This window comes from Bradyrhizobium sp. B039 (genome assembly GCF_038965675.1).
GTDB lineage: Bacteria > Pseudomonadota > Alphaproteobacteria > Rhizobiales > Xanthobacteraceae > Bradyrhizobium > Bradyrhizobium diazoefficiens.
The window spans coordinates 3,088,865-3,111,777 of record NZ_CP152416.1; the positions used below are offsets into that span (position 1 = coordinate 3,088,865).

Consider the following 22,913-nt stretch of genomic DNA (forward strand, 5'->3'; position numbering starts at 1 on the left):
TAATCTGCCGGCCGCCGCCGGGTGTTTCATGCTATGTTGACCTTTGTCTGGAAGCTTGTCCCGAGATTTGATTCCAGACTCTGAGTTCCCCGATGTTCGCGAACAGCAATCTGACGATCCGCTTCCTGGTCGGCGCCGTCGTCGCTGCATTATTGTTCCTGCTGGGCATCGGCGGCGGCACCGGATTCGTCGCGGTGCTCTATCTCAACAACGAGATCACCAGCCTGTCGTCGGACTTTGCTGCGCTGAGCGGGCCCGCACGCGATCACGCGATGCAGATCTACCAGCAGGCACAGGCCGCATTCTCGTATTTCCTGATCGCCTGCGGCGTGATCGCGGTCGTCGCCTGCGCGATCTGCCTCACGACCTGGTTTGCAGTGCGCAACGGCATCCTCAGTCCGTTGGCGGCGATCGTGCATGCCATGCGCGAGGTCGCCGACCAGAAGTTCGAAACCCCCGTGCCGGGGCTCGGCGGCACCAACGAAATCGGCCTGCTCGCCGGCGCGCTGGAGGTCTTCAAGACCAACGGGCTCGAACGGCGCCGCCTCACCGAGCAGCAATTGCGTGAAGCGCAGCACCAGGCCGAGCGGTCGAAATTCCTGGACGCCCGGATCAAGCGCTTCAACGATCTCGTTGCCAGCGTCGTCGATAGCGTGGCCTCGTCGGCCGTGCATCTGAAGAGCAATGCCGAGACGCTGTCGCGGACGGCCAACGACACCAGCACCAAGGCCAATGCGGTGGCGAGCGGAGCGAGCCAGGCCAGCGCCAGCGTGCAGACGGTCGCGGGCTCCGCCGAGGAGATGACGAATTCGATCGGCACGATCAGCCGACGCGTCACCGATGCGACCCAGCGCGCCGAGGGCGCGGCGGCGCAAGCCGAGAAGAGCCGCGACACCATCCACACGCTGTCGGACGCCGCCGACAAGATCGGCGAGGTCGTGCAGCTCGTGCAGGCGATCGCATCGCAGACCAACCTTTTGGCGCTCAACGCCACCATCGAGGCGGCGCGGGCGGGGGAGGCCGGCAAGGGGTTTGCCGTCGTCGCCTCCGAGGTGAAGAGCCTCGCGCACCAGACCAGCAAGGCGACGGAGGAGATCACCTCCCATGTCGCCAGCATCCAGGGCATCACCGCGGAGACGCGCGGGGCGATCGACGGCATCTCGAAGACGCTGTCGGAGATCTCGTCGATCATGTCCGGCATCGAGGTCGACACTGCCCAGCAGCGCAACGCCACCCAGGACATCTCGCGCAGCGTCCAGGACGCCGCGCGCGGCACGCTCGACGTGTCCAACCACATCGCCCAGATCACCTCGACCTCCGCCGAGACCGGTCGCATGGCGGCCGAGGCCCGGGATTCCGCTGTCGATCTGTCGCAGCAGGCCGAGACCCTGAAGCGTGAAGTCGACGAGTTCATCGTCAGCGTCAGGGCAAGCTGAGGTCGCCCGAAACCTCGCCGGGGAGGCGGTCACCGGAACTCGAATAAGTTCCTGTAAGACCACAACTTTCGGTCTGCGCTAAACTGCCGCATCAACGGCGCCCTTCATTACGAAAGTTTAACCCCGCCGCCAGCGCACGGTAAGGCGCGAGCCCCCATCTTCAGGTCCGTAAGGTGCTGCCATCCCGCACCAAATGGATTTCAAGGCCCTGGAGAGCTCTGCATGACCGAACGTCCCGACCTTTCGAACCTTCCGTCCTACCGGCAGCCGCGCCGGTCGGTCTTCTCCGCGCGTAGGATCGCGCTGATGGCCTCGGTCGTCGCCGGCTTCGGCGCAGCCGTCTACGGCTTCAGCCCGTCGGTGTCGCCGGCCGACCTGTTCTCGAGCCCGGCGCATGCGCAGGTCAACAACGAGGTCCGGAAGGTTGAACGCCCGGTCGGCTTCGCTGACATCGTCGAGCGCGTGAAGCCGTCGGTGATCTCGGTGAAGGTCAACATCAAGGAAAAGACCGCGAGCAACGATGACGGCGACGATTCCTCCTCGCCGTTCCAGCCGGGCTCGCCGATGGAGCGCTTCTTCCGGCGCTTCGGCGGTCCGGATGGCATCCCGGGCATGAAGGGCGGCCGTGGCCGCGTCGTGCAGGGCCAGGGTTCCGGCTTCTTCATCTCGGCTGACGGCTTTGCCGTGACCAACAACCACGTGGTCGACGGCGCCGACAAGGTCGAGGTCACCACCGACGACGGCAAGACCTATACCGCCAAGGTGATCGGCACCGACCAGCGCACCGACCTTGCCCTGATCAAGGTCGAGGGCGGCTCGAACTTCCCGTTCGCAAAGCTTGCCGACGGCAAGCCGCGGATCGGCGACTGGGTGCTCGCAGTCGGCAATCCCTTCGGTCTCGGCGGCACCGTGACCGCGGGCATCGTCTCGGCCAGCGGCCGCGACATCGGCAACGGTCCCTATGACGATTTCATCCAGATCGACGCGCCCGTGAACAAGGGCAATTCCGGCGGTCCGGCCTTCAACACCGACGGCGAGGTGATGGGCGTCAACACCGCGATCTACTCGCCCTCCGGCGGCAGTGTCGGCATCGCGTTCTCGATCCCGGCCAACACCGTGAAGACGGTTGTTGCCCAGCTCAAGGACAAGGGTTCGGTCAGCCGCGGCTGGATCGGCGTGCAGATTCAGCCGGTGACGTCGGATATCGCCGACAGCCTCGGCATGAAGAAGGCCGAAGGGGCGCTGGTGGCGGAGCCGCAGGCGAACGGTCCGGCGGCGAAGGCCGGCATCGAGTCCGGCGACGTGATCACCTCGGTCAACGGCGAATCCGTCAAAGACGCCCGCGAGCTCGCCCGCACCATCGGCGGCATGGCGCCCGGTGCGATCGTGAAGCTCAACGTGCTGCACAAGGGCCAGGACAAGGTCGTGAACCTCACCCTCGGCCAGCTGCCGAACACGGTCGAGGCCAAGGCCGATACCGATAACGACAGCGGCAAGGGCGCGACCAAGGGCACCGACGTGCCCAAGCTCGGCATGACCGTTGCGCCCGCGAACTCCGTGGCCGGCGCCGGCAAGGAAGGCGTCGTGGTTACCGAAGTCGATCCGAAGAGCGCCGCGGCCGAACGCGGCTTCAAGGAAGGCGACGTGATTCTCGAAGTCGGCGGCAAGAGCGTGAGCACCGCCGGCGATGTCCGCGAGGCCATCAACACGGCGCGGACCGACAACAAGAACAGCGTCCTGATGCGCGTGAAGAGCGGCGGCCAGTCGCGCTTCGTCGCGATTCCCCTCGCCAAGGGGTAAGCGTCAGGAGGCTACGCAATGAAGGGTGTCGCCGGCATCAGTCGCCCCAGCCGCCGGCGCCCTTCGGGGGAGCAGCGTAACATTCGCTTCCCCAATCTACCTTCCGGTGGAATTACGCCCCCCTCCGTCGGAAGGCCTAGGGCGGTGAGGTCCCCCCAGCTTCACCGCCCGCCTTTTTCTCGACCCGAGACTCTCCCACTCGGCTTGCATGCGATTGCCGCTCGCGCCATGTTTAGAGAAGGTGACCTCCTTGACCGCCGCCGAACGCACGATGCGCCTCCTCATCATTGAAGACGACCGCGAATCCGCCGACTACCTCGTGAAGGCGTTTCGCGAAGTCGGACACATTGCCGACCACGCCGCCGACGGCGAGGAAGGCCTCGCCATGGCCGAGAACGGGGATTACGACGTGCTGGTGGTCGACCGCATGCTGCCCAAGCGCGACGGCCTGTCGTTGATCGGCGCGCTGCGCGACAAGGGCAACACCGCGCCGGTGCTGATTCTCTCCGCGCTCGGGCAGGTCGACGACCGCATCAAGGGCCTGCGCGCCGGCGGCGACGACTATCTGCCAAAGCCCTATTCGTTCGCCGAGCTCCTGGCGCGGGTCGAGGTGCTGTCGCGCCGCCGCGGCGGCCCGGCCGAGGACACGCTCTATCGTGTCGGCGATCTCGAGCTCGACCGGCTCTCCCATCGCGTCGCCCGCGGCAAGGACGAATTGACGCTTCAGCCGCGCGAATTCCGCCTGCTCGAATACCTCATGAAGCACGCCGGCCAGGTGGTGACGCGCACCATGCTGTTGGAGAACGTCTGGGACTATCATTTCGATCCGCAGACCAACGTGATCGACGTGCACATTTCGCGGCTGCGCTCCAAGATCGACAAGGGTTTTGAGCGGCCGCTGCTGCACACGATCCGCGGCGCCGGGTATATGATCCGTGACGGCATTCGGTAAACTGATCCGCACCACGGCATTCCGGCTGACGCTGGTCTACCTGTTTCTGTTCGCGATTTTCGCAGCCTCGCTGCTCGCCTATTTCGCCTGGAATACGCGGCGGCTCATCACCGAGGAAATCACGCAGACGGTGAATGCCGAGACCTCGGAGATCAACGAGATCTACGGCCGCCGCGGCCTCGTCGGCCTCGTGCGCGCGATCGAGTATCGGGCGCTGCGGCCGGGCGCCAATCTCTACCTCGTGACGACGCCGACGGGGCAGGCGGTGGCCGGCAATGTCGGGTCGCTGGCGCCGGGCGTGATGGCAACGCGCGGCTGGACCGAGACGGCCTATCGGCGGATCGAGGACGCCGACGAGCGCGATCACCGCGCGCTCGTGCGCGTCACCGAACTCGAAAACGGCTTCCGGCTGCTGATCGGCCGCGACCTCGCCGAGCGGCGTCGTCTGTTCGGCATCGTCGCCAAGGCCGCGCAATGGTCAGTCCTGATCGTGGTCGTGCTCGGGCTCGGCGGCGGCGTCTTCGTCGCGCGCAGAGTGCTCAGGCGCATCGACGCGATGAGCGGCACGGCGCACCGCATCATGACCGGCGATCTCAGCGAGCGCCTGCCGGTGGGGCGCAGCGGCGACGAGCTCGACCGCCTCGCCGAAAACCTCAATGCCATGCTGGAGCGCATCGAGGCGCTGATGGCGGGGCTGAAGGAGGTCTCCGACAACATCGCCCACGATCTCAAGACGCCGCTGACACGCTTGCGCAACCGCGCCGAGGAAGCGTTGGCGAAATCCGGCTGCGAGGCCGACTACCGCGCCGCGCTGGAGCGGACCATCGAGGAATCCGACGGCCTGATCCGCACCTTCAACGCGTTGCTGATGATCGCGCGTGCCGAGTCCGGCCAGGCGCGCGGCAACATGGACGATTTCGATGCCGCCGATGTCGCGGGCGGCATCCACGAGCTCTACGAGCCGCTCGCCGAGGACGACGGCATGACCCTGAAGGTCAAGGCCGATCCGACGCCGGTTCACGGCAACCGTGAGCTGATCAGCCAGGCGCTCGCCAATCTGGTCGAGAATGCCATCAAATACGGCAAGCCGGTCACGCAGGCCGGCGGAACCGTGGTCAGCATGGACTCTGGGCAGATCATGATCGAGGCGAAGCGCGAGGGCGACCAGGTGCTGCTGAGCGTCACCGATCGCGGCCCCGGTATTCCGGAAGCCGACCGCAAACATGCTGTCGAACGATTCGTCCGGCTTGAAGCTAGCCGTACGCTGCCGGGCTCCGGCCTCGGCCTCAGCCTTGCCTCCGCAGTTGCGACGCTCCATGGCGGAGAATTGCGGCTGGGCGATGCCCATCCCGGCCTCGTCGCCACGCTGGTGCTGCCGGCGCGCGCGGGCGCGGGCGACAGGGTTGCTCCTCCAATACCGGATGTGCCACAGAAGGTGGCATGAACCACTCCGCGCCGGGAAACGCGGACAAGCATGGTGAGAGCCTGGCCGCACGCTTCGCGGAGGCTCCCCATATTGCCGCTTCCACAACCGACGAACGACGTTTTGAAAGCTGGCTGGCCGAGCTCGAGCCGGCACAATCGGCTCGTCTCGAAGCGCTGCTGGTTCAGCCCTTCGGCCGGAATATCCTCGTCGGCATCGCGGAATTCTCGCCCTATCTGTTCGATCTGGTGCGCGCCGATCCGCTGCGCCTGATCCGGCTGCTCGAATGCGATCCGGATACTCATCTCGCCGCACTGATCGCGGAGGCGAGGGGCGCGGTGCTCGCGGCACCTGACGAGGCCGAGGTGATGCGGCTGCTTCGCCGCATGAAGGCGGAGGCGGCGCTCCTGACCGCGTTGTGCGACATCGGCGGGGTATGGCCGGTGATGCGGGTGACGTCGGCGCTGACCGATGTCGCGGTCTCCTCCGTGCAGGCGGCGCTCCAGTACCTGCTGCGGCAGGAAGCCGCACGAGGAAAGCTTTTCCCGCCTAATCCCGAGGCACCGGAAGAGGGCTGCGGCCTGATCGTGCTCGCGATGGGCAAGATGGGGGCGGGCGAGCTGAACTATTCCAGCGACATCGACCTCATCGTGTTCTTCGACCCTGACGCCACGACGCTGGCGCCGGATATCGAGCCGCAGCCGTTTTTCGTCCGCGTGACGCAAGGCATGGCGCGCATTCTCCAGCAGCGTACCTATGACGGCTATGTCTTCCGCGTCGATCTGCGCCTGCGCCCCGATCCGTCCTCGACGCAGGTGGCGATCTCACGGGACGCCGCGCTGCATTACTACGAGCGGGAAGGGCGCACCTGGGAACGCGCCGCGATGATCAAGGCGCGCGCCTGTGCCGGCGATGCCAGGGCAGGCGAGGCGCTGCTCGCCGAGATCGCCCCCTTCGTCTGGCGCAAGCATCTCGACTTCGCCGCGCTTGCCGACGTCCACGACATGAAGCGGCAGATGCAGACCTATCGCGGCCAGAGTGAGGTCGCGGTCGAAGGCCACAACGTCAAGGTCGGCCGCGGCGGCATCCGCGAGATCGAGTTTTTCGCGCAGACCCAGCAGCTGATCGCCGGCGGCCGCCATCCGGAATTGCGGGTGCGGCCGACGCTCGCCGCGCTCGATGTGCTCGCCAGCAGCAACTGGATCACCCTTGCGGCGCGTGACGAACTCGCCAGGGCGTACGAATTCCTGCGCCGGGTCGAGCATCGCCTCCAGATGGTCGCCGACGAGCAGACCCATGCGCTGCCCGACGACAAGGAAGCGGTCGAGCGCTTTGCCCGGTTCTTCGGCTATCCGGATCGCGAGGCCTTTGCGCGCGACCTGCTGCGGCAGCTCGAGATCGTGCAGGGGCACTACGAGAAGCTGTTCGAGGGCGATGACCCGACCGGCACGGCAAAGCTGCCGGCGCTCGACTACAGTGCAGGTCCCGACGATCCGCGCCTGTTCCAGCACCTGACGACGCTCGGTTTCAAGAAGCCTGCCGCCGTGGCGCAGACCGTGCGAGACTGGATCACGGGCGACTATCGCGTGTTCCGCAACGAGGCGACGCGAAGCGCCTTCATCGAATTCGTGCCGGCCCTGATCGACGGCCTCGCCCTCGCCGAGGAGCCGGACCGCGCCGTCGTGGCGTTCGATCAATTCCTTGGGGCGCTCCAGCGTGGCGGCCGGCTGATCACGCTGCTTGGCCAGAACCGCGATCTCGTCGCGCTCGTGGCGCTGGTGCTGGGCGCGGCGCCGCGGCTCGGCGAGATGCTGGCGCGGCAGCCGCAGCTCATGGATGGGTTGATCGATCCGCGCTTCTTCGGCGCGATGCCGGACAGGCGGGAATTGTCGGGGCGGCTCGCCGCCACCGTGCAGGATGCCGCCTCATATGAGGAATTCCTCGATCGCCTGCGCCTGTTCGGGCAGGAGAGCCTGTTCCTGATCGGCACGCGCATCCTCTCCGGCACGGTCTCGGCGCAGCAGGCGAGCACGGCCTTTGCCGACGTCGCCGAAGGCGTCGTCCACACAGTGCATGACCTCGTTGCCGATCGCTTTGCTGCCCAGCACGGCCGGATTAAGGGGCAGGAGACGGCGATCATCGCGATGGGCCGGCTCGGCAGCCGCGAAATGACCGCGTCGTCCGATCTCGACCTGATCCTGCTGTACGATTTCGACAGCGAGAATCCGGACTCGGACGGGCCGAAATCGCTTCAGGGCGCGCATTATTTCGCGCGCTTCACCCAGCGCCTGATCAGCGCCTTCACGACGCGCACTAATTACGGCGTGCTCTATGAGATCGACATGCGGCTGCGCCCGTCGGGGCGGGCCGGCCCGGTGGCCTCGAGCCTTGCCTCCTTCGCGGATTATCAGGCCAACGAGGCCTGGACCTGGGAGCACATGGCACTGACGCGAGCCCGCGTGGTGTCGGCATCGGCTGAATTCGGCGAGCGGATCGCGGGCGTCATCCGCGATGTCCTGACCCGCCGCCGCGATCCTGCCACCATCGCCAACGACGTCGCCGACATGCGGCGCGCGATCGCCCAGGAGAAGGGCGAGACCGACTATTGGGATCTCAAATATGCCGCCGGCGGCATGATCGACATCGACTTCATCGCGCAATATCTCCAGCTCGTGCATGCCCATCACAAGCCCGATATTCTCGACGTCAGCACGCTTCAGGTGCTGGACAATGCGGCGAGGCTCGGCGTGCTGCCGCAGTCGGAGGCCGAGATCCTGCGTGCTGCAGCGCGGCTCTATCACGACCTAACGCAGATCCTGCGGCTCTGCGTCAGCGACCGCTTCAAGCCGGAAACCGCCGGCACCGATCTCCAACGCGTGATGGCGCGTGCGGGCGACGCGCCGGATTTCTCGTCGCTGGAGGCGCGTGTGAAGGAGACGCAGAGCGAGGTGCGGCGCGTGTTCAGGGCGCTGCTGGAAGGGACGTCGCCGGCTTCAGCGAGGTGAGGGCCTCGCGGACATTGGGCTCCAGGCCCGCGCCGCCGGCGTCGAGATGGGCGAAGATCGCGCGCTTCATCCGGGGATCCCAGAACTTCTTGATATGCTCGGCGATTCCCGGCACGGCCTTGTCGTGGCCCTGGCTCTGGAAGAACCTGCCGATCTGGTTGGCCATGTAGATCAGGCGGTCAGGCGACATCGGCAACCTCCGTAGCATGGCAGGCGACGATGCGGCCGCCATGCGTAAACACTTCGAACCCGTCTTGCCGGGCAATGGCGATCAGCGTGATGCCGGCGGCTTCCGCGGTGCGGACCGCGAGCGCGGTCGGCGCGGAGACCGCGACCATCAGCGGGGCGCCGATCGCGGCGGTCTTCTGCACCATCTCGACCGAGACGCGGCTCGTCAGCAGCACCATGCCGCCGCGCGCATCCGTCCGGCTGCGCGCCAGCGCACCGGCAAGCTTGTCAAGCGCGTTGTGGCGGCCGACATCCTCGCGCAGCGCGACGATGTTGCCGGCAGGAGACCAGAACGCGGCGGCGTGAACGGCGCGGGTTTGCATGTTGATCGATTGCAGCGGCGCGATGGCCTGCATCGCCGTCATGATCTGCGCCGGCGTGAAGGTCTGCCCCGGCGGCACGACGGCCGCAGGCCGCACGGCTTCGGCAATGGACTCGATGCCGCAGATGCCGCAGCCGGTCGGGCCGGCGATATGACGCCGCCGTTCGCTGATGCGCGCGGCTTGGTCCGGCGCAAGCCACATGCGCAGCTCGATGCCGTCGTCGAGGCGGACTATTTCGAGCGACCGGATGTCGTCGACCGATCTGACGATGCCTTCGCTGAGGCTGAAGCCGACTGCGAAGTCCTCGAGGTTTTGCGGCGTCCCCATCATGACGGCATAGGTGCCGCCATTATAGGTCAGCGCCAGCGGCGTCTCCTCGGGGATCAGCCGCGTGCCCTCGGACGCAACGCTGTGGCGCCAGATCTCGCGGTCGATGGCCTGGACCGGCACGTGCATGCGCTTACTCCGCAGCCTCGGCGGGCGCGATGCGGCGGGAGTGCCGCGCCTGCGCGTCATAGGACTTCTGCCAGTCGGACGGGCCGTTCGACGGCGAGATCTGCACCGCCGTGACCTTGTATTCGGGACAGTTGGTCGCCCAGTCCGAATAGTCCGTCGTGATGACGTTGGCCTGTGTGTCCGGGTGGTGGAAGGTGGTGTAGACGACGCCCGGCGCGACGCGATCGGTGATCTCCGCGCGCAGCGTGGTCTCGCCGGCGCGGCTCGTCAACCGCACCCAGTCGCCGTCGCGCACCCCGCGCTGCTCGGCGTCGTGTGGGTGGATCTCCAGCCGGTCCTCGGCATGCCAGACCACGTTCTCGGTCCGCCTTGTCTGCGCGCCGACATTGTACTGGCTGAGGATGCGCCCCGTGGTGAGCAGCAGCGGGAAACGTGGGCCGGTCCGCTCGTCGGTCGCGACATATTCGGTGACGATGAACTTGCCCTTGCCGCGGACGAAGCCGTCGATATGCATCACCGGCGTGCCCTCGGGCGCCTTCTCGTTGCACGGCCACTGCACCGAGCCGAGTTCGTCGAGCTTGGCGTAGGAGACGCCGGTGAAGGTCGGCGTCAGCGCCGCGATCTCGTCCATGATCTCGGACGGGTGGCTGTAGTTCATCTCGAAGCCCATGGCCTTGGCAAGGCCGATGGTGACTTCCCAGTCGGCCATGCCGTTCTTCGGCGTCATCACCTTGCGCACGCGCTGGATGCGGCGTTCAGCGTTGGTAAAGGTGCCGTCCTTCTCGAGGAAGCTCGAGCCGGGCAGGAAGACGTGGGCGTAGTTCGCGGTCTCGTTCAGGAACAGGTCGTGGACGATCACGCATTCCATCGCCGACAGCGCCGCCACCACATGCGAGGTGTTGGGGTCGGACTGGAGGATGTCCTCACCCTGCACGTAGATGCCCATGAACGTGCCCTCGATCGCGGCATCGAACATGTTGGGAATGCGCAGGCCCGGCTCCGGGTTGAGCTTGACGTTCCAGAGCGCCTCGAACTGGTCGCGCACGGCATCGCCCGAGATGTGGCGGTAGCCGGGCAGCTCGTGCGGGAACGAGCCCATGTCGCAGGAGCCCTGCACGTTGTTCTGGCCGCGCAACGGGTTCACGCCGACGCCGGGACGGCCGATATTGCCGGTCGCCATCGCGAGGTTGGCGATCGCGATCACCGTGGTCGAACCCTGACTGTGCTCGGTGACGCCGAGACCGTAATAGATCGCGCCGTTGCCGCCGGTGGCGTAGATGCGGGCCGCTTCGCGCAGCGCCTTGGGGTCCACGCCGGTGAGGATCGCCGTTGCTTCCGGGCTGTTGTTCGGCTGGGCGACGAAGGCGGCCCATTCCTCGAACTCGGTCCAGTCGCAGCGCTCGCGCACGAAGGCTTCGTTGACGAGGCCCTCGGTGACGATGACATGCGCCAGCGCGGTGACGACCGCGACGTTGGTGCCGGGCATCAGCGGCAGATGCAGCGCCTTCACATGCGGCGATTCCACCATCTCGGTGCGGCGCGGATCGATCACGATCAGCTTGGCACCCTGGCGCAGGCGCTTCTTCAGGCGCGAGGCGAAGACGGGGTGTGCGGAGGCCGGATTGGCGCCGATGACGACGGCGACGTCGGTGTTCTCCACGGAGTCGAAGTCCTGGGTGCCGGCCGACGTGCCGAAGGTCTGCGACAGGCCATAGCCGGTCGGCGAGTGGCAGACGCGGGCGCAGGTATCGACATTGTTGTTGCCGAAGCCGGCCCGGATCAGCTTCTGCACCAAATAGGTCTCTTCGTTGGTGCAACGGGACGAGGTGATGCCGCCGATGGCGTCGCGACCGTACTTCTTCTGGATGCCGCGCATCCTGGCGGCGGCGAAGGAGAACGCCTCATCCCAGGACACTTCGCGCCAGGGATCCTCGATCCGTTCGCGGATCATCGGCTTGAGGATGCGTTCCTTGTGGTTGGTGTAGCCCCAGGCGAAGCGTCCCTTGACGCAGGAATGGCCGCGATTGGCCTTGCCGTCCTTGTACGGCACCATGCGCACGACTTCCTCGCCGCGCATCTCCGCCTTGAAGGCGCAGCCGACGCCGCAATAGGCGCAGGTTGTGACGACCGAATGCTCGGGCTGGCCGATCTCGATGACGGATTTTTCGGTCAGCGTCGCGGTCGGGCAGGCCTGCACGCAGGCGCCGCAGGAGACGCATTCGGAGCCCAGGAAGCTCTCGCTCATGCCGGGCGAGACGCGGCTGTCGAAGCCGCGGCCCGAGATCGTCAGCGCGAAGGTGCCTTGCACCTCCTCGCAGGCGCGGACGCAGCGCGAGCAGACGATGCACTTGGAGGGATCGTAGGCGAAGTAGGGGTTGGACTCGTCCTTCGGCATCCAGGCGGCGTTGACCTCGCCTTTGGATTTCGCGAAGACGTGGTTCTCGCCCTCGTAGCCGTAGCGCACGTCGCGCAGGCCCACGGCGCCGGCCATGTCCTGCAACTCGCAATCGCCGTTGGCGCCGCAGGTGAGGCAGTCGAGCGGGTGATCGGAGATATAGAGCTCCATCACGCCCTTGCGCAGCTTCTTCAGCCGGTCGGTCTGGGTGTGCACGACGAGGCCCGGCATCACAGGCGTGGTGCAGGAGGCCGGCGTGCCGGCGCGGCCTTCGATCTCGACGAGGCAGAGGCGGCAGGAGCCGAATGCATCGACCATGTCGGTCGCGCAGAGTTTCGGGATCTGGTGGCCGGCTTCCATCGCCGCGCGCATGATCGAGGTGCCCTCGGGCACCGAGATCTCCTTGCCGTCGATGGTCAGCGTCACCATCGTTCCCGATTTGGCGCGCGGCGTGCCGAAGTCGATTTCTTCGATCAGAGACATTGTCGTTCTCCTATTCCGCGGCCTGAAGCGTGGTCGGCGCCGGGACGAAGTCCTCCCGGAAGTGCTTCAATGCGCTGAGCACAGGATATGGCGTGAAGCCGCCGAGCGCGCAGAGCGAGCCGAATTTCATGGTGTTGCAGAGGTCTTCGACGAGCGCGAGGTTTTCGCTGACGCGCTCGCCGTTGATGATCTTCTCGATGGTCTCGACGCCGCGGGTCGAGCCGATCCGGCAGGGCGTGCACTTGCCGCAGGATTCGACGGCGCAGAATTCCATCGCGAAGCGCGCCTGCCTGCGCATGTCGACGCTGTCGTCGAACACGACGATGCCGCCATGGCCGATCAGCCCGTCACGCGCAGCAAAGGCCTCGTAGTCGAACGGCGTGTCGAACAGCGCGCGGGGGAAGTAAGCGCCAAGGGGCCCGCCGACCTGCACCGCGCGGACCGGGCGGCCCGTGAACGTGCCGCCGCCGATGTCGTCAACAAGCTCGCCCAGCGTCACGCCGAAGGCGGTCTCGTACAGGCCGCCATGGCGGATATTGCCGGCGAGCTGGATCGGCATCGTGCCGCGCGAGCGGCCCATGCCGAAATCGGCATAGGCCTTGGCGCCTTCGGCGAGGATGAAGGGGATCGCCGCGAACGACAGCACGTTGTTGATCACGGTCGGCTTGCCGAACAGGCCGTGATGGGCCGGCAGGGGCGGCTTGGCGCGCACGATGCCGCGGCGGCCTTCGAGGCTCTCCAGCAGCGATGTTTCCTCGCCGCAGACATAGGCGCCGGCGCCGACGCGGACTTCGAGGTCGAAGCTGTAGGTCGAGCCGCCGATCTTGTCGCCGAGATAACCGCCGCGCTTCGCAGCCTGGATCGCGGCCTTCATCGCCTCGACCGCGTGCGGATATTCGCTGCGAATGTAGATGTAGCCCTTGGTCGCGCCGACGGTGATGCCGGCGGTGGTCATGCCCTCGATCACCAGGAAGGGATCGCCTTCCATGATCATGCGGTCGGCGAAGGTACCGCTGTCGCCTTCGTCGGCGTTGCAGACGATGAACTTGCGGTCGGCCTTGGCCTGGGCAACCGTCTTCCATTTGATGCCGGTCGGAAAGCCCGCGCCGCCGCGGCCGCGCAGGCCCGATGCGGTGACCTCGGTGAGGATGGCCTCCGAGCCGAGCGACAGCGCGCGCTCCAGGCCCTTGTAGCCACCGTGGGCGCGGTAGTCCTCGAGCGAGCGCGGATCGATCACGCCGCAGCGGGCGAAGGTGAGGCGGGTCTGGCGCTTCAGCCAGGGAATCTCGTCGGTCGCCCCTAACCGCAGCAGATGCGGCGTATTGCTGGCGAGCGCGTCGAGCAGGGAGGGTACATCGGTCTCGGTGACCGGGCCGAACGCGATCCGGCCCTGCGGCGTCGCGACCTCGACCAGCGGCTCCAGCCAGTACATGCCGCGCGAGCCGGTCCTGATAATCTCGACGGCGACGCCGCGCTTGGCCGCAGCCTGTTCCAGCGCCAGCGCAACCTCGTCGGCGCCGACGGCCAACGCACCCGCGTCGCGTGAGACGAAGAGACGCATGCTCATCGCTGTGCCTCCGCAACCAGCGCATCGAGACGCTTCTCGTCGAGCCGGCCGACGAGGCGGCCGTCGAGCATCGCGGACGGTGCGGTCGCGCAGAGTCCGAGGCAGTAGATCGGCTCCAGCGTGACGCGATCATCGGCCGTCGTGTTGCCAAGCGACACGCCGAGCCTGGCCTCGGCACGCGCGGCCAGCGCATCGCCGCCCGCAGCCTGGCAGGCCTCGGCGCGGCAAAGCTTCAGCACGTGGCGGCCGGCCGGCTTGTGCCTGAAATCATGATAGAACGTGAATACGCCATGCACCTCGGCGCGCGACAGATTGAGCGCTTGCGCCACCATGGGAATGGCGGCCTCCGGCACGTAGCCGAACGCCTCCTGGAGCGCATGCAGGATGACCAGCGTCGCGCCCTCCTGCCTTGCATGTTCGGCGATGATCTCGGCGCCGCGCGTCTCGTCCCAAGGCTCGTAACAAGGCTCGTAAGTCGCTGTCATTCTTTGTTCTCAACCTGAGCGTTCCTGCCTCGCAAACTATTTGGAATCATTCGAAGATCAATAAAGCTGTCTCATGCTGCGATTGCGAATTCAGATCGATTGGCGGATGCAATCGATCGATACGGAAGTGCAATTAATCGCATTTCGCCTGCCGGTTTTTCCGTGTTGGCAAGGACCTGCCGTGCTAGCTTGCATGCCACGACAGAATTCGAGGGGACGTCCGGTTGATCGACAAGCTTGAACTGCTGCTGGCGCTGGCGAAGGAACGGCATTTCGGACGCGCGGCGGAAGCCTGCGGGGTCACCCAGCCGACGATGTCGACCGGGCTCAAGCAGCTTGAGGAGATCCTCGGCGTGATGCTGGTCCAGCGCGGGTCCCGCTTCCAGGGCTTTACGCCCGAGGGCGAGCGGGCGCTGGACTGGGCGCGGCGGATCGTTGGCGATGCCCGCGCGATGCGCCAGGAGATCAACTCGCTGAAGGACAAGCTCTCCGGTGAGATCCGCATCGCGGCAATCCCGACCGTGCTCGGCATGGTTGCCGCGCTGACGACGCCGTTCCGCGCCAGGCATCCCGAGGTGCGCTTCCGGATCCAGTCCACAACGTCATCGGAGGTGCTCGGGCTGCTCGAAAATCTCGAGGTGGACGCGGGGCTGACCTATATCGAGAACGAGCCGATCGGCAAGGTGCGCACCATTCCGCTCTACAACGAGAGCTATCGCCTCCTCACCGCGCCTGATGCGATGTTCGGTGATCGCGAGACGGTGACCTGGACCGAGGTCGGGCAGGTGCCGCTGTGCTTGCTCACGCCCGACATGCAGAACCGCCGCATCATCGACCGCGCGCTGCGCTCGGTCGGCGCGGAGGCGACGCCGACGCTGACCTCGAACTCGCTGCTCGTGCTGTTCACGCACGTGAAGACGGGACGCTGGGCGAGCGTGATGCCGGCCAAGCTCGCCGAGACGCTTGGCCTGTCCGATACCGTGCGTTCGATCCCGATTGTCGACCCCGAGGTCAATTACAGCATCGGCATGGTGATCCCGCAGCGCGATCCGATGACGCCGCTGATCGCGGCGCTGGTCAATGTCGCGCGCGAGGTCGCGCCGACGCTGCAATTGTAGCTTCAGGCCGCGGCCGATATCCCGGACGCCGCCTTGACGGCGTCGCGCGGCAGCGTCACGCGGACGACGGTGCCGACATCGATCTTCGAGCGCAGCCGCATCGAGCCGCCGTGGAGTTGCGCCAGCGAGCGGGCGATGGCGAGGCCCAGCCCCGAGCCGTGATAGGTCTTCGTGAGCTGGCTCTCGACCTGCTCGAACGGGCGTCCGAGCCGCGCCAGGGAGTGCGGGGCGATCCCGATGCCGGTGTCGGCGATCATCAGCACGATCCTGTCGTCGAGCTGCCGGCTGCGCACCACGATGCGTCCGCCGTCGGGCGTGAACTTCACCGCGTTCGAGAGCAGGTTGACGATGATCTGCTTGGTGGCGCGGCGGTCGGCGACGACGGAGATCGATTTCTCGATATCGGCATCGAGCGTCAGGTGCTTGTCCTGCGCGCGGCCGGAGACGACGCGCAGGGATTCCGCGAGCGTCCGCGCGAGGTCGAGCTCCTCCATGTCGAGCTTCATGCGGCCGGCCTCGATTTTGGACATGTCGAGGATGTCGTTGATGACTTCGAGAAGGTAGTGGCCGCTGGTCAGGATGTCCTGGCAATATTCCTGGTACTTCTCGCTGCCGAGCTCGCCGAACAGGCCCGAGCCCATGATCTCGGAGAAGCCGATGATGGCGTTGAGCGGCGTGCGCAGCTCGTGGCTCATATTGGCGAGGAATTTCGACTTGGTCTGGTTGGCTTCCTCGGCGCGGGTCTTCTCGCGCTGATACTTCTCGGCGAGGTCGGCGAGCTCGTTGGTCTGGCGTTCGAGCGCGGCCTGCGAGCGCTTCAGGTCGATGACGGTGGCGCGCAGGCGCAGATCGTTGTCGACCAGCTTCTGCTCGTGCTCCTTGATGCGGGTGATGTCGGTGCCGACCGAGACGTAGCCGCCGTCCTTGGTGCGGCGCTCGCTGATGTGCAGCCAGCTGCCGTCGTCGAGCTGCGCCTCGAAGGTGCGCGCGCCCGGGCCTTGGGCAGCCGTCTCGTTGTGGCGGGTGCGCACCTCCGGCATGCGGCCGACCTCGAGCACGGTTTCGTAGGAGGTGCCGGGAATGACGGCGCTGTCGGGCAGCTTGTGCAGGCGCTGGAAGTGCGAGTTGCAGAGCACGAGGCGGTCGCTCGCGTCCCACAGCACGAAGGCCTCCGGAATGGTCTCGATGGCGTCGCGCAGGCGCAAATCGGCTTCCACCGTGCGCTCGGCGAGGCTCTTCTGCTCGGTGATGTCGACGGCGATTCCGATCAGGTGAACGCTGGAGTCGGTCGCACCGCTCGTCTTTTCGCAGCGGACACGGAGCCAGATCCAGTGACCGTCGACATGCTGCATGCGGAAGGTCTGGTCGATGTGGTCGATCTTCTCGGAGATGAGCTGGTCGGCGATCTCGAACAGGTCGATGTCGTCGGACTTCACCAGCGCGTTGACCTCGCCGAAGGTCAGGAGCTCGTTGCGGCCGTCGAGGCCCAGCATCGAGAACATCGACTGCGACCAGAAGATCCGGCCGCGCGACAGGTCCCAGTCCCAGAGGCCGCAGCGGCCGCGGTTGAGCGCGGTGTCGATGCGGCCGCGCACCGCGTCGTTGATGAGATCGCCCTCGCGGGCGCGGGTCGACTGCCAGTGGAAGGCGAAACCGAGGATCAGGACGACGAAGCCGGTGGTGGCCGACAGCGTCACCGAGAGCGCGGCGTCCGAGCCCCAGATCGGCTCGTTGCGCTCCTGGATCACGGTGACGAAGCCGGGCAGCGACTTGATCTGCCGCGAGATCGCCATCGCGGCGTTGCCGTTCGGCAGCGTCATGTCGGAGATGTTGCCGTCGCGCGGCGGCGCCGCGAGCAACTGCGCCGTGGTGATGGAATCGAGCAGGCGATCGTTGCCCGAGGGATCGCTGTCGACGGGAATGCGGGCGAGGATGCGGCGGTCGACGCCGGCCGAGGTGACTATGACATGGCGGCCCGTGGCCGTGCCCCAGGACGGGATCAGGTCGGGCAGCAGCGCCGGCAGGCTTTCGATGTTCTTCAGCCGTTCCTGCCGCGAGGAGGTGAGGCGGTCGATGCGCTCGGCGAGCAAATCGGCGAGTGCCGAGATGTCATGGCGGATCACCAGCCGCTTCTGGCGCGTCTGGTCGACGACCTGCACGAACGCGCCGAGGCAGATCGTGATCAGGAACGCGATGATGAGCGTCGGCACGGCGCGACGCAGCGCCGGCTCCGCGATCAGCAGCCGGTGATAGGCAGGTTTCGCGATCGATTGCGCCAATCCTTTGATCGAATCGGATTGGACGCACGCGTTCGCGGCGTCTGCACGCGACATGCCTTCGGCCCCCTGGAAAACTTGCTTGCAACTTGAGTTCGGAAGCAGCCCCACATCGCTTCCGAATCACACCGATTTGAATCCAGTTTTGCCGGGCTGTCGAGAGTCAACGAATCGTTAACGCGAATTTATTCTTATCCAATGAGCAGTTTGCGCGTCGCATGCCCGCAAACTCACGTGCGTGACGAGTCCGAAACGAGAACGTGTGACTCCTCGCACATTCTGCGTCACGTGCGCGGCGGCTCGGCGTGGCTGATCACGCGCTTCACGCTCGGGAACGCGCGGCGCAACGCGCGCTCGATCGCGTCGACATGCTCGTGCACCTTGATCACGCTCATCGACGGCGTGGCGCGGCAATGAAAGTTGACGATCTCGCCGGCATCGGTGTTGCGGACGCGCACATTGTGGATGTCGTGGATCTCGCCCTCGCCGGCGAATTCGGCCAACGCGGCGGCGATGGTCTGCACCCGTTCCGGCGTGGCATCGACGCCGAACGGCAGTTCCGGTTCCAGAGGCTCGATATGGACGTCGACCTCGACGTCGGCGCCGAACTCCTCCTGGATGTTCCGCTCCAGCGTGTTGGCGACGTCGTGGGCGGCGTCGAGCCGCATGCCGGCGTCGACCTCGAGGTCGATGCTGACGATCAGCTTGGCGCCGAGGTCGTGCACCGTGACGTGGTGGACGGCGAGGCTCGAATTGCGGGCGATCACCATGATGCGGTCGCGTACGGTCTCGTTGTCGCGGGCGACGGGGACCGGGGTGAAGGTGAGGTCGGCATCGCCGAATGCCTTGTCGACGGCGGCCTGCACCTTGCGCTTGATCTCCTCGACGCGGTCGATCGGATAGGTCCGCGGCACCTTTGCGATGGTGTCGATGAAGGTGGTCGCGCCGACCATGCGCACCCGCAGCCGCTCGACGCCGATCACGCCGGGGACGCTGCGGATCGCGGCCGTGGCCTTCTCCTGCGCGCCCTCCGGCGCGCGGTCGACCAGCGTCTGCACGGTCGAGCCGGCCATGCGCAGGCCGAGCGCCGCGATCATCACCGCGACCGCCGCGGCAGCCGCCGCGTCGCCCCACCAGAAGCCGAGAGCGGCGAGGATCAGGCCCACGATCACGGCGAAGGAGCCCATGACGTCGGAGGCGAAGTGGAGCGCGTCGGCGGCGAGCGCCTGGCTGCGCGTCTCCCGCGCGGCGCGGTGCAGGGCGCGGGCGCGCCACAGGTTGACGACGATGTCGATCACCAGCACCACGAACGGTATGGCCGAAATGGTCGGCGGCGGGGTTCCCTCGCGCAGCCGGCTGTAGGCCTCGACCAGGATGCCGCCGGCGAGCACGTAGAGCAGGGCGGTGACGCCGAGCGCGGAGATGCTCTCCAGCTTGCCGTGGCCGTAATGGTGCTCGTCGTCGGCCGGCTTGTCGGACACCCGCACCACCGCCCAGGTGATGATGGTCGCGACCAGGTCGACCGAGGAGTGCAGGGCTTCCGAGATCAGCGCGAGCGAGCCGATCGCCACGCCGACCACGAACTTCGCCGCCGCCATGCCGCCGCTGGCGAAGATCGAGATGGCCGCGACCGAGGTCTTGTTGTGCTGGGAGGTCATGGCGGGGGATTTAGCAGCCCGGCGCGGGACATCAAGCGATGATCCACAGGAGTAGTCGCTAGTGAGTTGCAGGAGCGGTCACGATGTCATTCCGGGGCGCCCGAAGGGCGAACCCGGAATCTCGAGATTCCGGGTTCGGCTCTTCGAGCCGCCCCGGAATGACGGCCACCCTCACACCGTCACGACAATCTTCCCCAGATGCTTGTTCGCTTCCATGTGCTCGAACGCCTTGTCGATGTCGGCGAATCCAAACACCCTGTCGATCGGCAGTTGCAGCTTCCGCGCTTCCACCGCACCCCAGATGTCCTTGCGGACCTCCTCGAAGATCTCGCGGACTTCCTCGATGGTGCGGGTGCGGAAGGTGACGCCGACGTAGTCGATGCGGCGCGCGGCGTGCAGGTCGAAGTTGAAATCGGCATGGGTGCCGCCGAGCCGGCCGACGTTGACGATACGGCCCTTGATCCTGGTGGCGGCGAGGTTCTGGTTGGCGACCTTGCCGGAGACCTGGTCGACGATGAGATCGACGCCTTCGCCGTTCGTCGCCTTCAGCACCTCCTCGACCCATTTGGGATCGGAGGAGTCGACGGCGAGGTCGGCGCCGTACTCCGTCAGCCGGCCGCGCCGATAGGCGTCGGTCGACGAGCCGATCACCAGCTTGGCGCCCTTGAGCTTGGCGATCTGCATCGCCATCAGGCCGACGCCGGAGCTGGCGCCCTGGATCAGCACGCTCTGGCCCGCCTGCACGCCGCCGACGGTGACGACCGCGTTGTGCATGGTCGCGAGCGCGACGGGCAGGGTGGCGGCCTCCTCGAAATTCATGTTCGAGGGCGCGCGGAACAGCCGGCCGTGATCGGCCAGCGTGTACTCGGCAAACGCCGCGCCGCCCGAGCCCATGATACGGTCGCCGACCTTCACGCCCTTGGCATCCGGTCCGAGCTCGGCGACCTCGCCGGCCCATTCCATGCCGAGCACGGTTCCGACCCCGCCCGCTGCGCCATGGGCGTGGCCCTTGCGCATGCCGGTGTCGGCACGGTTCAAGCCACAGGCACGGACGCGGACGAGCACCTGTGTGCCCTTAGGTTTTGGTTGAGCGACGTCGGAAATCCTAGCGCCCTCAGGGCCGTAGACGTAAGCCTTCATGCATTACCTCGGAGCTCAATTGAGTTTGTAGGTGAAGAGCGGAGCCGTTCTTCGCCTCTCCCCGCTTGCGGGGAGAGGCCGACGCGCGGAACGCGCGGCGGGTGAGGGGGAGTCTCCGCGAGTCCAATTGTCACCGTCAGCGCGGAGACTCTCCCTCACCCCAACCCTCTCCCCGCAAGCGGGGCGAGGGAGCATACCTTCGGCGTGGCGGGCGTCGTGTTCAAATCACTTCAGCGAATTATTCCGCCGCTTCGCGTTGCGGCTGAACGACCATTCCCTCCAGCCGGCTTCTGATGATGGCTTGCGCTTCGGACACGATGCGGGAGACGAGCTCGGCGCAGCTCGGGATGTCGTGGATCAAGCCCTGGACCTGGCCGGCCGACCAGATGCCTTCGTCGGAGTTGCCGGTGGCATAGACCATCTTGCCGCGGGCGCCGGCGACGAGCTCGCGGATGTCCTCGAACTTGGCGCCTTCCTTCTCCATGGCGACGACCTTGGTCGAGACCGCGTTCCTGGCGACGCGGGAGGTGTTGCGCATGGTGCGGAAGATCAGCTCGGTCTCGCGCTCGTCATTGGCGACGATCTTCTCCTTGATGGACTGGTGGATCGGGCTCTCCTTGGTGGCCATGAAGCGGGTGCCCATGTTGATGCCCTCGGCGCCGAGCGCCAGCGCCGCGACGAGGCCGCGCGCGTCGGCGAAGCCGCCGGAGGCGATCATCGGGATCTTGACCTTGTTGGCGGCGGCCGGGATCAGGATCAGGCCGGGCGTATCGTCCTCGCCGGGATGGCCGGCGCATTCGAACCCGTCGATCGAGATGGCGTCGACGCCCATGCGCTCGGCGGAGAGCGCGTGGCGAACGCTGGTGCATTTGTGCACGACCTTGACGCCGTGCTTCCTGAACTCGTCGACATGCTCCTGCGGCTTGTTGCCGGCGGTCTCGACCACCGTGATGCCGCTCTCGATGATGGCGGCGCGGTATTCGGCGTAGGGTGGCGGCTTGATCGCGGGCAGGATGGTGAGGTTGACGCCGAACGGCTTGTCGGTGAGGTCGCGGCAGCGCGCGATCTCCTTGGTCAGATCCTCAGGCGTCGGCTGGGTCAGCGCCGTGATGAAGCCGAGCGCGCCGGCATTCGCAACGGCGGCGACCAGCTCGGCGCGCCCGACCCATTGCATGCCGCCCTGGACGATCGGGTGCTCGACGCCGACGAGCTTGGTGAACCGTGTCTGCAACATGATGCGTTTCCCCCGCCTGCGTGGCAGGCCCTGTTATCGATTGATGGCGGCAGGATGCCGCCGAGGTCGCGAAAAGTCTATTGCGGGAGCGTGCGGTGACGGCGGGGCGATCATGCGGGAGGCGGGGGGATTCCGTGGGGCGGATAATTGGGGGGCTGCAGTATTCGTCCCGTCATGACGGTCATAAAATTGAGCTCGCGGCCGCAACTCGCTCCCGTACCGCAAGGCACACCTTCGCCTTCTCGCGGCGCATCCCGCCCGAGCTTTGCTTCATCGCATTGCCCTCATCGGAACAAGGGCGCAGGGAAGGCCGGGCGCGGCTGGCACCCGCAAGTCCGTGCGCTACAAAAGATGCACACGGGGTGGACCACAGGTCTCGCCGGACGCCCGGCCTTCCCTGCGCGATGGGTTACGGCTTACTTCGTGCTCTCCCCGGGGAGCGATGCACTATTGCCCCCGTCGCCTTGCGGATGGCTGATGCACGCGGTCCGGTCGGGCCGCGCATATCACCACAAGACTTGACGCACAGACCCCGGGCGTCAGGACCACACGACTTCGCCGTCCGCGCACGTCCTCGCTGGGACTTCGAGAGCTGGCGTGTGCTCGCGCCCGAAGCCATGCGAAGACGCTGTCGGCGCCGTGTCGTTCGTGCGAGCGCGCCTTGCTCACGGTTTCCCGCCCTGCAATGCTGCCCGCGCCCGACGCCGTCGCGTCCATCGCTGCCCGGCCCGCGGTTCGTGACGATCGCGATCCGCCCCTTGTCTCGGGCCAGGGTGTTTCGTGTGTACGATAAATCCGAATTTCGGTAAAGTGGAATATATCTGCGGCGGCGGATTGACAGGCGAGGCGGGAGATTTGTGCGGGGTGTCTTGCCCGACGGGCGAGGTGCCGCTCCACCCTACGCTGTCATGCCCCGGCTTGACCGGGGCATCCA

At 66.5% G+C, this 22,913-nt stretch carries 15 protein-coding genes; 6 read left to right on the plus strand and 9 right to left on the minus strand.

What is annotated here, in order from left to right; genetic code table 11:
• The first annotated feature begins 92 nt into the window (after positions 1-92).
• The 5 genes from AAFG50_RS14460 to AAFG50_RS14480 all read left to right on the plus strand — a co-directional run bounded on the left by AAFG50_RS14460 (position 93) and on the right by AAFG50_RS14480 (position 8,616).
• Positions 93-1,436 (plus strand): methyl-accepting chemotaxis protein, encoded by a 1,344-nt coding sequence (locus AAFG50_RS14460; RefSeq protein ID WP_011085913.1) that lies wholly within the window; start codon positions 93-95, stop codon positions 1,434-1,436.
• Between the two features lie 222 nt (positions 1,437-1,658).
• Complete coding sequence (locus AAFG50_RS14465) at positions 1,659-3,236, plus strand: Do family serine endopeptidase (RefSeq protein WP_028172236.1); 1,578 nt, start codon at positions 1,659-1,661, stop codon at positions 3,234-3,236.
• A gap of 271 nt (positions 3,237-3,507) precedes the next feature.
• A complete protein-coding gene (locus AAFG50_RS14470) occupies positions 3,508-4,188 on the plus strand; it encodes a response regulator transcription factor (RefSeq protein WP_039185038.1) in 681 nt (226 codons plus the stop codon).
• Entirely contained in the window at positions 4,172-5,632 is a 1,461-nt protein-coding gene (locus AAFG50_RS14475; protein ID WP_011085916.1) for an ATP-binding protein, read from the plus strand. The genes AAFG50_RS14470 and AAFG50_RS14475 overlap by 17 nt, the downstream gene beginning before the upstream one ends.
• Entirely contained in the window at positions 5,629-8,616 is a 2,988-nt protein-coding gene (locus AAFG50_RS14480; RefSeq protein WP_028172234.1) for a bifunctional [glutamine synthetase] adenylyltransferase/[glutamine synthetase]-adenylyl-L-tyrosine phosphorylase, read from the plus strand. The genes AAFG50_RS14475 and AAFG50_RS14480 overlap by 4 nt, the downstream gene beginning before the upstream one ends.
• Here the strand turns inward: AAFG50_RS14480 and AAFG50_RS14485 are convergent.
• The 5 genes from AAFG50_RS14485 to AAFG50_RS14505 are packed head-to-tail and all read right to left on the minus strand — an operon-like array spanning position 8,573 to position 14,553.
• On the minus strand, positions 8,573-8,806 hold the full coding sequence (locus tag AAFG50_RS14485; RefSeq protein ID WP_028172233.1) for a formate dehydrogenase subunit delta: 234 nt from the start codon (positions 8,804-8,806) through the stop codon (positions 8,573-8,575). The two genes, AAFG50_RS14480 and AAFG50_RS14485, sit on opposite strands and share 44 nt — an antisense overlap.
• On the minus strand, positions 8,796-9,623 hold the full coding sequence (fdhD, locus tag AAFG50_RS14490; RefSeq protein WP_028172232.1) for a formate dehydrogenase accessory sulfurtransferase FdhD: 828 nt from the start codon (positions 9,621-9,623) through the stop codon (positions 8,796-8,798). The genes AAFG50_RS14485 and fdhD overlap by 11 nt, the downstream gene beginning before the upstream one ends.
• 4 nt (positions 9,624-9,627) lie before the next feature.
• A complete protein-coding gene (fdhF, locus tag AAFG50_RS14495; protein WP_028172231.1) occupies positions 9,628-12,501 on the minus strand; it encodes a formate dehydrogenase subunit alpha in 2,874 nt (957 codons plus the stop codon).
• A gap of 10 nt (positions 12,502-12,511) precedes the next feature.
• Positions 12,512-14,068, minus strand: coding sequence for an NADH-quinone oxidoreductase subunit NuoF (locus AAFG50_RS14500; protein WP_011085921.1), 1,557 nt, complete (start codon positions 14,066-14,068; stop codon positions 12,512-12,514).
• Positions 14,065-14,553 (minus strand): formate dehydrogenase subunit gamma, encoded by a 489-nt coding sequence (locus AAFG50_RS14505; protein ID WP_028172230.1) that lies wholly within the window; start codon positions 14,551-14,553, stop codon positions 14,065-14,067. The genes AAFG50_RS14500 and AAFG50_RS14505 overlap by 4 nt, the downstream gene beginning before the upstream one ends.
• A 224-nt stretch (positions 14,554-14,777) precedes the next feature.
• Here AAFG50_RS14505 and AAFG50_RS14510 point away from each other — a divergent pair, with 224 nt between their 5' ends.
• Positions 14,778-15,671 (plus strand): LysR family transcriptional regulator, encoded by an 894-nt coding sequence (locus AAFG50_RS14510; RefSeq protein WP_011085923.1) that lies wholly within the window; start codon positions 14,778-14,780, stop codon positions 15,669-15,671.
• Between the two features lie 2 nt (positions 15,672-15,673).
• Here AAFG50_RS14510 and AAFG50_RS14515 read toward each other — a convergent pair whose 3' ends face one another.
• The 4 genes from AAFG50_RS14515 to AAFG50_RS14530 all read right to left on the minus strand — a co-directional run bounded on the left by AAFG50_RS14515 (position 15,674) and on the right by AAFG50_RS14530 (position 21,979).
• Entirely contained in the window at positions 15,674-18,004 is a 2,331-nt protein-coding gene (locus AAFG50_RS14515) for a PAS domain-containing sensor histidine kinase (RefSeq protein ID WP_011085924.1), read from the minus strand.
• 227 nt (positions 18,005-18,231) lie between these two features.
• The gene (locus AAFG50_RS14520) at positions 18,232-19,605 is read right to left on the minus strand and encodes a cation-efflux pump (protein WP_028172229.1); all 1,374 of its coding nucleotides are present in this window, start codon (positions 19,603-19,605) and stop codon (positions 18,232-18,234) included.
• A gap of 171 nt (positions 19,606-19,776) precedes the next feature.
• Complete coding sequence (locus AAFG50_RS14525; RefSeq protein ID WP_028172228.1) at positions 19,777-20,745, minus strand: zinc-binding dehydrogenase; 969 nt, start codon at positions 20,743-20,745, stop codon at positions 19,777-19,779.
• 238 nt (positions 20,746-20,983) lie between these two features.
• The gene (locus AAFG50_RS14530) at positions 20,984-21,979 is read right to left on the minus strand and encodes a nitronate monooxygenase family protein (RefSeq protein WP_028172227.1); all 996 of its coding nucleotides are present in this window, start codon (positions 21,977-21,979) and stop codon (positions 20,984-20,986) included.
• Positions 21,980-22,913 lie beyond the last annotated feature (934 nt).

Coding starts and splice junctions, on each gene's coding strand:
- fdhD (WP_028172232.1), bottom strand. CDS start 9,623: ATGCACGTGCCGGTCCAGGCCATCGACCGCGAGATCTGGCGCCACAGC.
- AAFG50_RS14465 (WP_028172236.1), top strand. CDS start 1,659: ATGACCGAACGTCCCGACCTTTCGAACCTTCCGTCCTACCGGCAGCCG.
- AAFG50_RS14530 (WP_028172227.1), bottom strand. CDS start 21,979: ATGTTGCAGACACGGTTCACCAAGCTCGTCGGCGTCGAGCACCCGATC.
- fdhF (WP_028172231.1), bottom strand. CDS start 12,501: ATGTCTCTGATCGAAGAAATCGACTTCGGCACGCCGCGCGCCAAATCG.
- AAFG50_RS14460 (WP_011085913.1), top strand. CDS start 93: ATGTTCGCGAACAGCAATCTGACGATCCGCTTCCTGGTCGGCGCCGTC.
- AAFG50_RS14500 (WP_011085921.1), bottom strand. CDS start 14,068: ATGAGCATGCGTCTCTTCGTCTCACGCGACGCGGGTGCGTTGGCCGTC.
- AAFG50_RS14525 (WP_028172228.1), bottom strand. CDS start 20,745: ATGAAGGCTTACGTCTACGGCCCTGAGGGCGCTAGGATTTCCGACGTC.
- AAFG50_RS14485 (WP_028172233.1), bottom strand. CDS start 8,806: ATGTCGCCTGACCGCCTGATCTACATGGCCAACCAGATCGGCAGGTTC.
- AAFG50_RS14480 (WP_028172234.1), top strand. CDS start 5,629: ATGAACCACTCCGCGCCGGGAAACGCGGACAAGCATGGTGAGAGCCTG.
- AAFG50_RS14470 (WP_039185038.1), top strand. CDS start 3,508: ATGCGCCTCCTCATCATTGAAGACGACCGCGAATCCGCCGACTACCTC.
- AAFG50_RS14505 (WP_028172230.1), bottom strand. CDS start 14,553: ATGACAGCGACTTACGAGCCTTGTTACGAGCCTTGGGACGAGACGCGC.
- AAFG50_RS14515 (WP_011085924.1), bottom strand. CDS start 18,004: ATGTCGCGTGCAGACGCCGCGAACGCGTGCGTCCAATCCGATTCGATC.
- AAFG50_RS14520 (WP_028172229.1), bottom strand. CDS start 19,605: ATGACCTCCCAGCACAACAAGACCTCGGTCGCGGCCATCTCGATCTTC.